At 29.8% G+C, this 16,464-nt stretch carries 15 protein-coding genes; 1 reads left to right on the plus strand and 14 read right to left on the minus strand.

Annotated elements, in window-relative coordinates; genetic code table 11:
* Positions 1-3 precede the first annotated feature (3 nt).
* Genes BN2409_RS02170 through BN2409_RS02180 form a run of 3 tightly spaced genes read right to left on the minus strand, consistent with a single transcriptional unit; the run spans position 4 to position 2,720 of the window.
* Positions 4-1,278 (minus strand): radical SAM/SPASM domain-containing protein, encoded by a 1,275-nt coding sequence (locus tag BN2409_RS02170; protein WP_053955028.1) that lies wholly within the window; start codon positions 1,276-1,278, stop codon positions 4-6.
* Positions 1,279-1,284: 6 nt separating this feature from the next.
* Positions 1,285-2,148 (minus strand): class I SAM-dependent methyltransferase, encoded by an 864-nt coding sequence (locus tag BN2409_RS02175; protein WP_053955029.1) that lies wholly within the window; start codon positions 2,146-2,148, stop codon positions 1,285-1,287.
* On the minus strand, positions 2,145-2,720 hold the full coding sequence (locus BN2409_RS02180) for a class I SAM-dependent methyltransferase (RefSeq protein WP_053955030.1): 576 nt from the start codon (positions 2,718-2,720) through the stop codon (positions 2,145-2,147). Before BN2409_RS02180 ends, BN2409_RS02175 begins: the two co-directional genes overlap by 4 nt.
* Before the next feature lie 283 nt (positions 2,721-3,003).
* Here BN2409_RS02180 and BN2409_RS02185 point away from each other — a divergent pair, with 283 nt between their 5' ends.
* On the plus strand, positions 3,004-3,345 hold the full coding sequence (locus tag BN2409_RS02185) for a serine hydrolase domain-containing protein (RefSeq protein WP_199872896.1): 342 nt from the start codon (positions 3,004-3,006) through the stop codon (positions 3,343-3,345).
* A 124-nt stretch (positions 3,346-3,469) separates the two neighbouring features.
* On the opposite strand, the gene BN2409_RS02190 is transcribed toward BN2409_RS02185, so the two are convergent.
* The 11 genes from BN2409_RS02190 to BN2409_RS02240 all read right to left on the minus strand — a co-directional run bounded on the left by BN2409_RS02190 (position 3,470) and on the right by BN2409_RS02240 (position 16,345).
* Entirely contained in the window at positions 3,470-4,813 is a 1,344-nt protein-coding gene (locus BN2409_RS02190) for an MATE family efflux transporter (RefSeq protein ID WP_053955032.1), read from the minus strand.
* A gap of 192 nt (positions 4,814-5,005) precedes the next feature.
* Positions 5,006-5,866 (minus strand): AraC family transcriptional regulator, encoded by an 861-nt coding sequence (locus tag BN2409_RS02195; RefSeq protein ID WP_053955033.1) that lies wholly within the window; start codon positions 5,864-5,866, stop codon positions 5,006-5,008.
* A gap of 142 nt (positions 5,867-6,008) precedes the next feature.
* Positions 6,009-7,802: a DUF4153 domain-containing protein gene (locus BN2409_RS02200; RefSeq protein WP_053955034.1), complete on the minus strand. Its 1,794-nt coding sequence runs from the start codon at positions 7,800-7,802 to the stop codon at positions 6,009-6,011.
* A 291-nt stretch (positions 7,803-8,093) separates the two neighbouring features.
* Positions 8,094-9,647: an ABC-F family ATP-binding cassette domain-containing protein gene (locus BN2409_RS02205; protein ID WP_053955035.1), complete on the minus strand. Its 1,554-nt coding sequence runs from the start codon at positions 9,645-9,647 to the stop codon at positions 8,094-8,096.
* Positions 9,648-9,855: 208 nt separating this feature from the next.
* On the minus strand, positions 9,856-10,131 hold the full coding sequence (locus BN2409_RS02210; protein WP_014519185.1) for a CD3324 family protein: 276 nt from the start codon (positions 10,129-10,131) through the stop codon (positions 9,856-9,858).
* A 322-nt stretch (positions 10,132-10,453) separates the two neighbouring features.
* Positions 10,454-11,152: a DUF1129 domain-containing protein gene (locus BN2409_RS02215; protein ID WP_053955036.1), complete on the minus strand. Its 699-nt coding sequence runs from the start codon at positions 11,150-11,152 to the stop codon at positions 10,454-10,456.
* The gene (locus BN2409_RS02220) at positions 11,145-11,486 is read right to left on the minus strand and encodes a PadR family transcriptional regulator (protein ID WP_053955037.1); all 342 of its coding nucleotides are present in this window, start codon (positions 11,484-11,486) and stop codon (positions 11,145-11,147) included. Before BN2409_RS02220 ends, BN2409_RS02215 begins: the two co-directional genes overlap by 8 nt.
* 286 nt (positions 11,487-11,772) lie before the next feature.
* On the minus strand, positions 11,773-12,810 hold the full coding sequence (locus BN2409_RS02225) for a sensor histidine kinase (RefSeq protein ID WP_053955038.1): 1,038 nt from the start codon (positions 12,808-12,810) through the stop codon (positions 11,773-11,775).
* Positions 12,803-13,495: a response regulator transcription factor gene (locus BN2409_RS02230; protein WP_330375363.1), complete on the minus strand. Its 693-nt coding sequence runs from the start codon at positions 13,493-13,495 to the stop codon at positions 12,803-12,805. The genes BN2409_RS02225 and BN2409_RS02230 overlap by 8 nt, the downstream gene beginning before the upstream one ends.
* A gap of 50 nt (positions 13,496-13,545) precedes the next feature.
* Complete coding sequence (locus BN2409_RS02235) at positions 13,546-15,582, minus strand: FtsX-like permease family protein (protein WP_053955040.1); 2,037 nt, start codon at positions 15,580-15,582, stop codon at positions 13,546-13,548.
* Positions 15,572-16,345 (minus strand): ABC transporter ATP-binding protein, encoded by a 774-nt coding sequence (locus BN2409_RS02240; protein WP_479691171.1) that lies wholly within the window; start codon positions 16,343-16,345, stop codon positions 15,572-15,574. The genes BN2409_RS02235 and BN2409_RS02240 overlap by 11 nt, the downstream gene beginning before the upstream one ends.
* Positions 16,346-16,464: the final 119 nt, after the last annotated feature.

Consider the following 16,464-nt stretch of genomic DNA (forward strand, 5'->3'; position numbering starts at 1 on the left):
AACTTACTGCAAATCCCTATAGTATTTTGGATATTTGTTACTTTTATTTTGACTACAAATACAAATTGCCTTTTCTTTATTAAGGGGAAGCCTACCTTCTGATTTCTTAAATACTTCTTTATTCACTTTCTGAGCAAAGCATCCTATTTTGGGCTTACCGATAGAGTTGTGCATTTCAACCCAAAGTTTTTTGATAGATTCTTTTTTTACATTACCAAAACTCATAGGTACAAAATCACAAGGATACAATTCTCCTGTGGCACTTATATAAGAATGTTGATTCCCTGCACCACAACCAAATTTAGCTTCACTTTCTGTATAAGCAAAAGTGCTTATCTTGGGTAAACTACTTATTTTATTTGCTCTATGCTGTATCTCTATAAGTTTTTGTCTATCCCTCTCACTATAAAATACATTATCTAATTGTTTTTCAGTTAAAAGACTGCCACTGAGTATAGGTTCTAAGATCTTTACTTCATGTGCCCCATTATCTTTAGCCAATTTGAACAACTTAAATAGTTTTTTCTCTTCTAGATTTTCCTTTAATATAACCGTTTGAGCCATAGTATATAGTCCTGCCTTATTTGCATTTCTAAGGGCATCAAGTGCATAATCAAAAGCCTTTTCACTATTTCTATTTTTATTATGTGTATCTTTATCATAAGAATCTAAGCTTATTCCTATACCAAATAAACCGCTATCTTTTAACTTTTTTGCTTTCTCATAGCTCAAATTAAAGCCACTCGTAAATAGAATGATTGTACTTCTACTATCTATAGCTTCTATCATATCAAATATATCTTCATGTACTAATGGCTCTCCCCCTGTTATTCCAATAATAGGAGTTTTCATATCTTGAATCTCCTCTATAACCTTCATCCATTCTTCTTTTGATAATTCTTTTTCTTCTTTCCTATTTTTTGCACTACAATAAATACAATTATTAGGACATTTATTTGTTATACACAAATACATAGAGATAGGTGCTGTCCTTTGAGCATATATTTGCTTTGTAAATATATTGATCGGCTCATCTACTGCTAGGATATTTTGTATAAATGATTGAGATGGGAAAGGTGGCAAGAAGGTACTCAATATATACTGATCTTGATGCTTTACTATCTTTTCTCCCTTTAACATACTCCTCATCATTTTTATATATTTTAATAGATTAAACTGCTTGTCTTCCTTTAAAATATTGTAAATCTCTATCAAACTTTTTAAAACATTTTTATCAAAAGCCATTTTTGTAATGATTTTCAAATTATGAATACTCATTCCATCCTATTCCTTTCTAAAAATACCGTATGCAAATTTATGATTTATTTCATAAACTCCATTTTTATATTTTTCTTTTTTAATTTTTTCAATTATGAAAGGTTTCATTTCATCATAATTTCTAAATATTTTCCGAGTTCCCGCTGCTGCCCCAGTTATATTTAGCCACTGTAGAAGTTCTTCAGGCTCTTTAAAATTAAAAAAGACCTCCTCTTCCTCTACTTCTAAAACTTTAAATCCATATAAATTGCACCATTTGGCTAAACCTTTCTTTCCTTGAGGTAAATTTAATTTTATATCCATAGGTTTTACAACTTCCTTTTGATTCTCATTCATAACATTTAAAAATATTTTTTCTATTTTATCCAAAGTTCCATCCACATTTGTAATGATAGCGAATATACCTTCTGGTTTTAAAACCCTATTAAAAAGCTTGAATAGCTCATGATGATCAAAATAAGAAAGAGCCCAGCCAAAAAATATAACATCGAATTTTTCATTAGAAGTTTTTAAAAATTCAATACCATCACTTTGAACAACTACTACTCTATCATCACTGATATCCAAAAGCTTCTCAAGCATTTTACTGGACTGATCTACAGAAGTAATTTTACATTTTGTAGATTTAGTTAATAAATTTTTTGTTATATAGCCTGTTCCACAAGCAAAATCTAATATTTTTAACTCTTTATCTGTCTCTATGTACTTTGAATGAATAATATGATCCGTATATCTCCCCATCTCTTTGAGCCAATAATGATAGGTATCTGACACTTTATCATACTCTCCTCTATAATCTTCTCTATTTACAACGTCTTTTTTTATAAGCTTATATCCAAGCCTTAAGTAAAACAATATTTTATTGATCATCTTTTCTCTCCTACAAATATAAAATAATACCCCTTATCATAAACCTTTTTTATATCAAAATATTCCTCTAATAGACTTCTGACTTCCTCTTTGGTTTTAAAAAATAATCGTCCAAATAGAATAAATTCAAACACTCTCAGTAATCTAGTTTTTATATGTTTTCTATCAAAATCTAACATCACTACCTTTCCACGATCCTTTAATATCCTATCTATTTCAATAACAAGCTCTTTTTGTTCCTTGATATGATGAAAAACGTCACTCAATATGACTGTATCAATGGAATTGTTTTTAAAGGGAGCTTTCAAAGCATTTCCCTTTATACTGATCAGATTTTTTCCCTGATTTACCTTTGAAAGCATCTTCTCACTCTCATCAAGTACATAAACTGTCTTACAGCTTTCACAAATATACTGAGCCAATCTTCCAGTTCCTCCTCCTATATCTACAACCACTTCATGTCCATCTATATTGGCAGCAGCTTTTATTTCTTCGAGCTTATATAATTTAAACATATCCATAAATTTATCATAATGCCTATAAACCTTATCAAAATCATTTATTTTTTTCATAAACAGCCTCTCCCTAGTAATTATTTTTGTACACCTATAACTTTATATGGGCTATTTACTAACATTTCCTTCCAAACCTCTTTTAACACATTATACCATAGGGACAGTTAATGATTTTTATTTATATTTGAATACGAATAGCAATTTTTATTCATTTTAAATGCCTAAATATCTAATGAATCAAAAATATAAATAATAAAAATATTCAGAATAGATGTTGTATGTTGTGATGGAGAGTATGCTATCCTTGCAATGGTAGTTCAGAAAATTTCTAACATGAAGTTTGCAAAAATTTTTGGAGGAAAATATTTTCAAACCATTAGGAATGGACAATACCGTAGCTTATGAAAAGGGTATCTCTACTATAAAAAATAGAGCTTATGGTGTAGCAAAGAAACATGGAAAGTATGTTGAATGTGATCAAAGTATTACAAGTGCTATTCTTGGAGATGGAGGCATCTATACATCCTTGATGGATTATTATAAATGGGATCAAGCATTATATACAGATAAATTAGTAAGCTATGATACACTCAATGAAATTCTTAACGGAGGTTCAGAAGTTGATAGGAGGGAGGGTATGGGATATGGTTGGTTTCATTATTATAATAAGAGAAAATGGTAATGGGTTACTTTCATAGATATGTATTCAAAATATATGAAACGTATTGCGCATATATATATATTAAATAAAAAAATTATCATTGAAAATTACAATGGGGACAATAGGAACATGCCCCCTAACCTAATTATTTTAGCACCTGCCCTAGTTTATTTTCTACCTTTCTAGATTTTTTTATACAACTATACGAAACCACAAAGGTTATAGCCTCTGCTAAGGGAGTTGTGAGCCATATACCTGAATCACCCAAAATGTATGGCAGTGTAAAAATAAATACACTTATCAAAATGAGACTTCTAAGCATGGATATGATTCCAGATGTTTTGGCATCTCCAATAGAAGTAAAGTAAGTAGACGTGACAACATTGAATCCATTGAATATAAATGTTATTGAATAGATTCTCAGCCCAGAATTTGCTATACTCATAAGTTCACTATTGTCACGAGAAAATATTTTTATAATACCCTCTGTTGCTACAAAGGTCATAATAAATGCAATACTCCCTACTAAAAATACTGCCTTGATACCCATCCCTAGTACTTTAAATATTGTTTCTCTATCTTTGGCTCCAAAGCTATAGCTTATCAGGGGATGTATACCTTGTGCTATCCCTGTTAAAATCATATACTGGATCAATGATATATATCCAACAATTGTAAAAGCAGCCACGCCATTAATCCCAATTCTCTTGATAATGATAAAGTTAAAAAGATACATTGTAACTGATATTGCAATCTGTCCTATGAACTCTGATGAACCATTAAAAATTATACTTTTGATTTCTTTTAAATCAATTTTGATTTTACTAAACTTAAAAACTGATTTTCCTTTCAAAAAATATGCACTACTTAGTATAAAAGCGAGAATCATCGAAAATCCTGATGCTGATGCTGCTCCCTTCATACCGTAATCCAACTTTACAATAAACAAGTAATCTAATATGATGTTAACTGTATTAGCTATCAGGATAAATAATAAAGATAATTGTGGCTTTCCTTCGCCTCTTATAAACATAGCCGCAGTTATATTCATCATCATGAATATATAAAAGAAAATCATGATCCCAAAATAATTCTTAACATAAAAATAGAGCTCCCCTTTTGCATTTAAAAAATATAGGATTTGATTCATAAATACTACTATAAAAACTATGATCATCACATTCACTACTACATTTAACACTAGTGTAAGTGTAAATTGCTGATTTGCTTTTAATTGATTTTTTTCACCTAAACTTTGCATAGCAAGAGTCGAACCGCCTACTCCAATCATGATAGTTATACCAAGTAGTATATATAATACTGGCAAGGTAAGATTGATCGCTGCAAGACCTTTCTCTCCTATCTTCCACCCAATAAACATTCCATCCACTAATGTTATAAAAGAAGTAAGAAACATACCCATGATGCATGGAATGGAATACTGTAGAAAAGTTCTCATCACACTATTATTTTTTGTATTTTCTTTCATATTAAATTCTCCTCTCTTCTATAATCCATCCCAATTCTATATCAATTTATTTTATAAAACTTCTGAATTCGTGCTATAAAAATATATGATTTTTTATTCCTTCTATAAAAAAATTCTCAATTTATTCATTTATATAGTTTCCTAATGAATAAAAAAACACTGGAATATACTTCCCAGTGCTAAATTCATATTTCACTTTATGGCTATACATATATCTACTTCCATTCTCCTTTCTTCATCTAGTGGAGATTGATATATTTCAAGGGGCGCCCTGTCGCCAATCGTATATTTAGTAAAAGGCATCCATAAAGCAAAAACCTCATTATATGCTCTTGCTAAGTTTTCTATTTTATCATAAAATTTATAACAGGCATACAGTCCTTCTTCGATTCGAAGAACATTCATCCCCATGATTTTGTCAACTTTTACACACATATCATATATGCATCTATCTTCATCAACGATTAGAGGATCATCATAGGATATTCCAATAAATATACTATTGTGATCTATCATTTGTCTTTTCTCAAGTTTCTTACAAAATTTTTCCCAGGCAGCTTCTAAATCGCAATAGTTTCCAATAAATCGTTCATACTCTACATTCATTTTAGGTAGTTTTTTTATTGTAATCTTTGAATTAACCTGTTGAAAAAAATCTTCCTGCATCTTCATGGTAGAAATATATTCCACAATAGGTCTATAGGAATTTTTAAAAGGTCTTAGACTATCCTTTCGATAATCTGATGCACTTATTCCAAAGTAATCTTTAAAAGCAGTGGCAAAATTGGATGGGCTATATCCGACTTCAAGTGCTATTTCTGTTATTGACCTATCTTTGGTTGTCCTTAGTCTGAATGCAGCATGCTCCATCTTTAGTCTTCTTGTAAAAGAATAAATACTCTCATTTACAATAGATTTAAATATTCTATTAAAATAAAATTTAGAAAAACAGCAGTGATTTGCTATATCTTCTACAGTAAAATTCTTACCAATGTTATTATGTATATAATTAATGGCTTGATTGATTGCCAGTATGTATTCTTTTTGGTTCATTCTCATACTCCCTTTGAAAAAACAGTTTTACTGAAAAGGATAAACGTACATCATCCTTTTTAAGATTATTTTGCCATGGTTTAAAACACAAAATATCCTTAATACAAAGGTAAATTTTTAATACAGTGTAATATAAGTTTTTTCACTTAGACGTTGCAAACAAAACATAAATGGCATAATCAGTACCTGAATCAGAATCCCTTCCATATGTATAACTTATATTTTGAAAAATAATTTTTAACTTATACTCATTTTTTATGACATCAAAACTCATCTCTTTTGGCGGTAACACTTCCTTCATTACATTGGTTTTTCCAATGATTCCTTTAGCAAATTCATTCAGACCTGTTCCAACAAGTTCAGTACCCAATGAATCCAAAATAGAAACACGCACTTCATCATTTGAAATCCTATTCACTTTCAATCGATAATTTTTACCATTTAGTTCAAAGTTAAGGTCTTTTATTTCTTTTTCATCCATATATCTGCCTACAAAGGTATTGAGTAGAACATCATATCCTGAAACTGGTAAAGGTTGCTGTGTATCTAGTAAAACATTAATATATCTTTGATCTCCATTCTTATAGATAGAATACGTCGGTTCAAATCCAAAAGTTGCTGTAAAATCATTATAGATTGTAAAATTCTTTGGTAGCCAGTCTATATACTCCAACGAGCTACTTCTTTCGAGATAATCCAAAATATTAGTGGTCTCAAGTTTGGTATATTCAGATGCATCCTCTTTCTTGATAATTTTGCCATCTATAAGCATCCCTTCATTTTCAAGGATGGATTGAATTCTATTAATTTGACTCCTTCGAGAGACAGTAAAAGCATCCACTGGAGGAATAATTGAAATGATCGCAAATATAGCAGCAAGTAAAGCAATTCGTCCATTTTTTGAAACCGTGCTAAAACTTAAAAGCACCCCCACTATGATGGAGAATACTCCAAAGATGGCAATATAGTATCTCGACTCCGTTACACCATATGTATTCAAACGAATGCCAACAGATATTAACTGCATAATAACAATAGGAATAAGGATTTTCGGGAATATCTTACGATAGAATAAAACAAATCGATTTTCGAGTAAACTTGATAGTACAAAAATTAAAAGACCAGCTATAGAGTAAATCAATACCATTGGCCCAACCTGCCCAGACGGCCACGTAAGCGTGGAAAGTATCTTTATAAAATAAGCAATTAATACCAACGTATATACACTAATCAAAGGAATTACAATATTTGATACCAGAATATCCAAGAATTTTGGATAACTACTGGCGTGTTTGATCATTCTTTGATCTGCTTCAGATTCTGAATTGAATCTCGGCAGAAGCGATAAATAGTAGACGGGCGCAAATACCACCCATATGACTGTCATAGTATACGCATAAGTATCATTATTAACTGTAAAGAGCAAAATGTCAATGGTTCCAACAATAGCTGCAATTCCTGCCGAAAGAACTGCTGAATAGAGTACAGCAGTAAAAATAGATTTAAAGTGAATCAAAGCAACTAAGTTGAAGTTCACTTCAGACTTATAGGGCGGAATCCATAGTAGCATACAAACTAGGGCGAAAACGGCCACTAAACTTCTTATTGTGATCTCAGCACTCATTTCAGGTGCAGGCAACAAAATCAGAAAATAACCTACAAGAAGTAGCAATGCTACTACATATACTAAAACCCTCTTTCCAGAAAGTTTGTGAAATCTTTCAACTGCAAATTGTGCAACCATGCCAAAAACCGCACCTACTACGAATGTAAAAATCAACTTTTGAAGCATCACAGATGGTACCTCATCCATAGCAATCAATCTAAAAATGATAGAAGCCGCTGCCAATAAGTTAACTACCGTCATTGGAAAACGAGATCCTGCTAAGGAAATCCCTTTGATACTGTTGATCAAAATTTCTTTTAAACGTTTCATAACACTTCACCTCACTTGTATAATCGGAAAACACGCTACCAAAATTTTTACAACCATTAGTTCTTATATATTCATTTTTTCAAATAAACCTCCTCTTTAAAACTGTGCTCTTATATAGAAGATTCCTAATTTGAAAAAATTCTAAGTACATATTCAATATTTTTTTGCTACTGCCATACTCAATATTATATATCAAATTCAAGTATTTATATTTTAATATTATGAAACTATAAAGATTAAAAAATGCGTCCATGCGGACGCATTTTTTATAAGAATTATTACATCCTTATATTACACACTACACCATCTCCAATCTTTACAATTCCATATATCCGTTGCAATATCTTTATAAAACTTTCGCTCATGGCATACTAAAATTATGCTACCATCATACTCTTTTAAAGCACGCTTAAGCTCATTTTTTGCATAAATATCTAAGTGGTTTGTAGGTTCATCTAAAACTAATACATTGCTAGGTTTATTGATTAACTTACACAGTCTAACCTTAGCCTGCTCTCCTCCGCTTAATATATTAATAGGACTGTCTATATGCTGCCTTGTTAACCCACATTTAGCAAGACTACTCCTTACTTCTGTTTGAGTTAAATCAGGGAACTCATTCCAAACATCATATAAAACTGAACTGGCATTATCTTCTATAATTTCCTGTTCAAAATATCCTATCTTTTTATAATCGCTTAAAATCACCTCACCATTTATAGGTTTTAAAAGTCCAAGTAAAGTTTTGATTAAAGTAGTTTTACCTACCCCATTAGCACCTGTTATTGCAATTTTTTGTCCTCTTTTCATTTTTAAATTTAGAGGTTTGCTTAATGGTGTGTTATACCCAATAATTAAATTGCTGGCATTGAAAATTATATTTTCTGGCATTCTCACACTTTTAAAATTAAAATATGGTTTTATAATTTCTTTTTTGATTTCTATTTTTTCAATTTTATCAAGCTTTTTTTCTCTTGATTTAGCTTGTTTTGCAGTCGAAGCTCTTGCCTTATTTTTTCTTATATACTCTTCAAGCTTTGCAATCTCGTTTTGCTGCTCTTTATATTCAATGAACCTTTGCTCTTTTCGTACTTCATAAAGTTTAACAAAATAATCATAGTTTCCCGCATATCTTGTTAAAGTTTTGTGCTCTAGATGATACACCACATTCACTACACTATTTAAAAAACTATTATCATGTGATATTAATATAAATGCACCTTCATAATTTATTAAATAACTTTTAAGCCATTCTATGTGTTCTTCATCTAAATAGTTAGTTGGCTCATCTAGTAGTAAAATATCTGGTTTCTCTAAAAGTAGTTTTGCAAGTAAAATTTTAGTTCTTTGTCCTCCACTTAAAGCTGAAACATCCCTATCTAAAAGTTCTTTAATCCCAAGTCCAACTACAGTTGCTTGTATTTTAGAGTTAATACTGTAAAAATCATTCTTATCCAAAATCTCCTGCATAGTTGCAATTTGGTTTAACGTTTTATCCATTCTCGCTTCATCCATATTGCCAAGGTGATTATATAAATCATTAATTTTATGCTCTATATCAAATAACTTTATAAATGCCTTTTTTAAAAAATTGAATACAGTAATTCCTTCTTTTAATTCAACCAATTGATCCATATATCCAATGCTGAATTTACTATTCCAATCAATAGTTCCTTTATCAGCTAAAATTTCATTTATAATAATTTTCATAAAGGTCGACTTACCTTCACCATTAGCTCCAACAAGACCAATATGCTCTCCTTTTAATAGTCTAAAGGATACATTTTTAAATAATATTCTATCTCCAAATGAATGACTCATGTTTTCAACTGTTAAAATGCTCAAACTTTACACCTCCTTGTATCCTCTAATTGAATGATACCACCACAAAGGCTCAAGTCCAAGTTCATAGATAAATCTGTACTGTTTGTGATCACAGGAGATGTTGTTAAAATAAATAATATCTACAAAATATTAAAATGATCATAAACTTAGGCTAAAAAATTAAGGCATGTTTTTCATCGTAATAAATGTGAAAAACATGCCTTTTATATTAACCATAACTTTTCTGATTTCTTATTATTCGTCTAATACTACCTTCCGTTAGAAAATACTCTTCAGCTAATATTTTAACAGAAGCTCCTGAAGAATATTTATTAAATATCTCTTTATCCCTTACTTTAAGATATCTTTTAGTTTCAGTATTTTCTCCCCAAGACTTTTTATTTTCATTTTTTTTAGGTATATAAATATATCCACCATCAATATAATTTTGAATCATCTCAATTATACCATCTGGCAATATATTTTGTGCTTTTTCATATTTCATAATTCTTCGCTCCAATCTACATTTATCAATTATATAAATGAAGATGCAAAGATTGACTAAAATATGAAAAACTCAATATTCATATATTGGCTCCAAGCAAAAGTTTTTCATATACTACAATCTTTGCATGGAGCTAACTACTATAGATAATAACATTGCAATCCACCTTCCTTTTTATTCTAAATTATATCACTTTAGTTACTTGTGTCAATTTACCCCACTACCCCCATTAATTTTTTACTAATTAATACCATTTATCTTCTAACCATGTATCATATAAATTTAGTGAAAACCACATCCACTTATGGTACGTTTCTCCGTATCACTTGCAAGTGCTTCTTTCTACTTTTTGACCACCAAATTTACGTATACCTTTATAAATCCAATATACTCCTATTATTACAACTACATAAATTACATTTAACGAAACTATCACTATACCACTTAATACTTTTGACATTAGTATCGTAAATATTATTAGTCCAGCTATGCCTGCACCAAAAATAAAATTAGTCAACTTTGAGTATTTTCCTTTTCTACTAAGTTCAAAGCTATTTTTACCAATATAGTTTATGAAACAATATGCTAATCCTGCAAATATTACTCCTCTAAAAAACATTGATAAATCATAATCATAACTTATACTTATATTGCCTTTTACCACCTTGTGCAAGTATAGGAAAACAAAGTCTATTGTAAGCATAATACAGAAACATTCTATTATAATTGCTAAGTTTTCTTTAATTTTTTCAACCATAGTTTTATGTGGATTTACTGCAGCTATAGTATCATCCGCAAACTTTTTCAAATTTCCACCAACCATATTTTCTATTGACTTTCCTTCTTGTTGCCACTCTAAGAACATTAGTAATACATCACTTATAATCTCTTCCTGTTCTTCTTCTCTTAAGTCACTCACTCGTAAATAGCAAACAAAATCTGTATAAATTTTAAGGTTTTCTTCAGTTAAATTTTCACTTATCTTATTATTATCTTTTCTTCTTTGAGTAATGCTACTCATAAATATCTCCTCCATAATTCTCAAATATTCTATCCACACTATTTTTAAGTTCTTGCCAAATTTTAAAAAACTCTGTTAATTCTTTTTTTCCTAAAATGGTCAATTTGTAATATTTCCTTTTAGGTCCAAATGCTGATTCTTTCTTTTCTGAATTAACTAATCCATTTTTTTCAAGACGTAGCAACAATGGATAAATAGTACCTTCACTAACTTCATCTAATCCAAACCCTTTCAGCTTTTCAGCAATTTCATATCCATAAACCTCATCGTCCTTAATAATCTTAAGAATGCAGCCTTCCAATGTTCCCCTGAAAAATTGAGATTTATCCCCCAAAATATGCGCCTCCTAACTATCTTGTTGTGCAAGTTACCTTTACTATATTGTACTACAAGATAGTGTTGAAGTACAGATTTACTTTTATACTATGCAATCATATTTATATTGCAATATTTAAGCTTAATGTATTACTTCCAGAATTACCTCTTGATTACAACATATTCTATAAATAAAACTTCGCTTATGATACAGTTTTTTCACGAATAAAAATAACCTTAGACAAGTTATATCAATGCCTAAGGTTATAAACCACATCTACTTATGATACAGTTCTTCGTAACAGTTACAAATCAGGTTTTATTATAGGAAATAATAAAGATATTTTAAAACCATCTTTATATTCTTCTGAAACTTCTATCTTAATCTTTAAGCTATCAGACACCTGCTTTGCTAAATAGAGTCCCATTCCAGTAGATTGTTTTCTATGCATACCAGTATCCCCTGTAAATCCCTTATCAAATAAAAATGGTAAATCATAAGGTTTAACTCCTATGCCATTATCTCTAATTATAAGTATTATATTTCTACTTTTCTTATCAATGTTAGTAGATAACGTTATAAATGAACTTACTTCTTCTCTAGCTCTATATTTTATACAATTACTCAAAACTTGTCTTAACACAAAAGATAATCCTTTTTTATCTGAAAATACCTTAATATTTTCTACAACATTTTTAATAGTAATTTTTTGTTCTTCTATTAAGCTTTTATATTCATCAATAACATCTTTACAAATTTCATCAAGTGATATTTCAGTAAAAATATAATCTAAATGTTCTGATTTTACTCTTGCATAATATAGAACTCTTTCAATATCTTCTTGCATTTTAGTTCTCGCATATTCTAACCTCTGATAGATTTGAAGTGAAATCTCTTCCTTTCTATTATCAAGAACAAAGGTCATTAATGCTAATGGTGTTTTTATCTCATGTGCCCATATTTCTATGTATTCTTCATACTCTTTTAGGTTTAACTCTTGCTTTTTAATTAGTTCCTCCTTTTCACGAAGCTTTGCTCCAATTAAATGGATCATCTCTTTTTCCTCATCATCAATAATACTAAGGCATACTTCTTCTTTATTTAAGTCTGGATTTTGTATAAAATCTATAATTGCTTCTTTTTTTCTTTGATCTATACCATAAACTACAAAACCAAATAAACAATATAATAGAATGGATCCAATCATAAGAGTTGGAAAGATATAAGTGAAACTATTAGAATCCATGAGCCAAAGAAAAACACCAAACATAACATTAAAAAGCATAATTATAATAATCCATATTTTATATTTTAAAAAGACACTAACTAACTTTCTAATCATTTTCTTTTGCCTCAATTGCTATAAGCTTGTACCCTTTGCCTCTAACTGTTACAATTTCATACTTCATATTTAAACTTTTAATTGTTTTTTTTAATCTTGTCATATTAACCTGCAATGCATTTTCATCAATGTATTCTTTAGTACCCCATATTTTCTCAAATAGCATATCTTTTTCAACAATATTGCCTGCATTTAATAAAAGAAGTTCCATTATTTTTCCTTGATTTTCAGTGAGTACAATTGATTTCTCATTGGCATACATTGTATAAGTTTGTAAGTCAAGTTTTACTCCTTTTATTTCAACAAAATGATTTCTGTCTTCATATCTACGAAGCAAATTAGAAATTCTAGCTATTAATCTATCTTTATTGCATGGCTTTGTAAGGTATTCATCTGCTCCTAAGCCTAAAGCATGTAACTCATCTTTTAACTGATCACGACTCGTCAATACCAGTATAGGAGCAGTACTTTTCATCCTAATGGCTTTGCATATTTCAAACCCAGTTATGCCTGGCAAATTTAAATCTAACAACACAAGATCAGAGGATTGCTTTAAAATTTCTTTAGCTACATTATTAAAGTTGGTAATACAATAAGTATCATATCCACATTTCTCCAATATACATACTAGCTCTTCCCTCATAAATAATTCATCCTCAACTATGACAATCTTTTTTATTGGAATCCCCCTCCTTTTATTTTAATTATTGATGCTATTTGGGCACCATGTTGATTTTAGCTATCTTCTCTTTTCACATCCATTAATCCATGTATTTGTTTGTCACTCATCCTCATTACGGCACTTATATAACAAAATTCTATCACACAAAATATTAAAATTACAATTATTGAAAATATCATTAATGTATCAATGTTTGATTGCATATCTGTACTTGCAACTCCTGTAAATAATGCTCTAATCCCAAATATACTTCCAATTGCTGCAATTACCATCGGTAATAAAAAATACCATCTTATTTGTTTTCTAGCTGACTTACATAAATCTTCATAATCACAACCAAGACGAATTATAGTCTTATAATATCTTCGTGTCTTTTGTTGTTGCATTAAGAATTGAACTCCTATAACCGTATTAGAAATAATTAAGAAAATAATTGCAAGATAAATTGTTGTATAACTACCTGCCACTGTATAAAATAATTGTCTTCCTATATTTTGTAGATAACTTTCATAACTTAGATCTGTCTTAGTAAGCAATTTGTTTACATGCATAATTGCTTGAATTAATCCATTCTTTTTCACAAAATCATCTTTTAGCGTTGCATTCCAATAATAATTATCTGATTCTACCTTTGCAATATGTTGAAACACATCATCTGAAACGATTAATGCATACATAATATTTATTGAACGGTCAGTAACTATGTTATCTTGGCAAAGTTGCTCTACAAGCTCATATTCCTCATTATCAATTTCTATCTTTACCTTTTCATTAAGTGCACTTCTCAATATCTCCGCTGTATTTCTATATGAAAACTCTAGGCCATTATATAAAGCTACTTGATCATGATCAAGATGTAGTGTATCCTTACCTTCCAATCTCAGAATATGATTATACCCTGATAAAGAAATTAACATTGGATAATCAAAATACTGTAAATTATTTAATAGAATCTCCTTATCATTAGAAGCTTTTTGCTTCTTTACAGCTTCAATTAAATTTTTAGCAGAAAAATTACTTTTTAATCTACCTACCCTAACATCAAATATTTCATTCATATAATCTTTCATTTGTATTTTACTCAGTTCTGATTTGATATGTTGTTCTTCACCTTCAAATGTATAATGCAACACATTCTGACTTTTGGAATGAGAATTAAAACTTACTGAAACACCATACCCAAAACAACACAGTGCTATCAAAACTAATAGTGATGAAACTGCAAGAGAATTTGATTTTAAAAATACATTCTCCTGTAATTGTCTAAATGTAAATACTTCTAAACCATTTTTATTCTTCATATTTTTAAGAATAGTTTCAAATAATATTGCAATACTGTTAAATAAAAGAAATGTACCACAAAGACCTATAACAACTGTAATACTCATAACCTCAATAGAGGTCCATGCCTCTCCCTTAATAGCCAATCCATAAGCAATAGCCAATAAAATAATACCTAATACTAACTTTATTATTGTAAAAACTCTATTGTGACCCTTATGTTTCTTATCTTGGGATTCTGATAGTAGTGTCATTATCTCTTTTTTTGAAATATTTACACTTAATATTAATAATGATACTAATCTAATAAGAAAATAGCCAACTATAGTCCATAATACTGCCCAAATAGAAAATGAAGAATTATGTCCTATAATACCAAGTCCAACAACTTTGGCTGTAATCATGCTAATCATCTCTGATATAAAAATAGCTATAGGAATTCCAATGATAAGAGATATGATAATATTCCATATCTCTTCTACCAAAAGCATAAGAAATAACCTTCTACGACGCATACCAAGCATCAAATACATTCCAAGTTCATGACTTCTTCTCTCAAGTTGATACTTTCCTGCAAAGTACACCAAAAAGAATAAAATAAACAATGAAACTAAGTATAGTACAGGAGTTAGCAATAACAGACGATTAACTGCATCACTTTCCATTGTTTTTAAAAATATTATTACATCTTGATTTTCTAATGATAAAATAATATAAAATGCTATTATAGACACAATCAATGATACAAAAAACAGCCCATTTTGTTTCCTATTTCTTTTACTGTTTTTCCTAACTAAATTAAAGAACATTGGCACTGCCTCCTCCCAATTGCGCCATTATTGAAATTATCCTTTCATAAAAGGCTTGTTGAGATTCCTCTGGAGCTCTTCTTCTAAGTTCATGGAAAACTACTCCATCTTGAATAAATAAAATTCTTGAACAGTAACTTGCTGCATTTGGATCATGAGTAACCATTAAAATAGTTGCCTTTTTCTCTTCATTTAATCCTGATAGTTTTTTCATTAATAACTTTGCATTCTTAGAATCTAAAGCCCCAGTTGGTTCATCTGCAAGAACTATTTCTGGATTTAGAATTAATGCTCTAGCAGCTGCCACACGCTGTTTTTGTCCACCAGACATTTCAGATGGAAACTTTTTCATTACCCCTTCAATCTCTAGATATTTTACAAGTTCATCAATTCTTTTTTCATCATCTTTTCCCATCATATTATGAATTGCAATAGGTAACATAATGTTTTCTCTCGCAGTTAGATTGTCAATAAGCTCAAAATTTTGAAATAAATATCCTATGCGATTTCCTCTATACTCAGCTAGTTTCTTTCCTTTAAACCGCTCTATATCTTCACCCTTTAAAAGAATTTTCCCTTCTGTTGGACTAGTTGTTGTTGCAATACAATTTAATAACGTTGTTTTTCCAGAACCACTACTTCCCATGATACCAACAAACTCTCCAGCTACAATTTTAAAACTAATACCATCTATGGCCTTCGTAATATTATCCTTTTTTCCATAATATTTACGTAAAGATTCTACCTCTAATATCTTATCCACCATTCTTTATTTCCACCCTTTCATAATCACTAACGAAAAAATTTATTAATTATTTCTTTGAGTTTATTATATAAAATAATAATCACACATAAAACTTACAGTTAATGAAAGGTTTGTAA

It is taken from the genome of Inediibacterium massiliense, assembly GCF_001282725.1.
In the GTDB taxonomy this organism is placed as follows: domain Bacteria; phylum Bacillota; class Clostridia; order Peptostreptococcales; family Thermotaleaceae; genus Anaerophilus; species Anaerophilus massiliensis.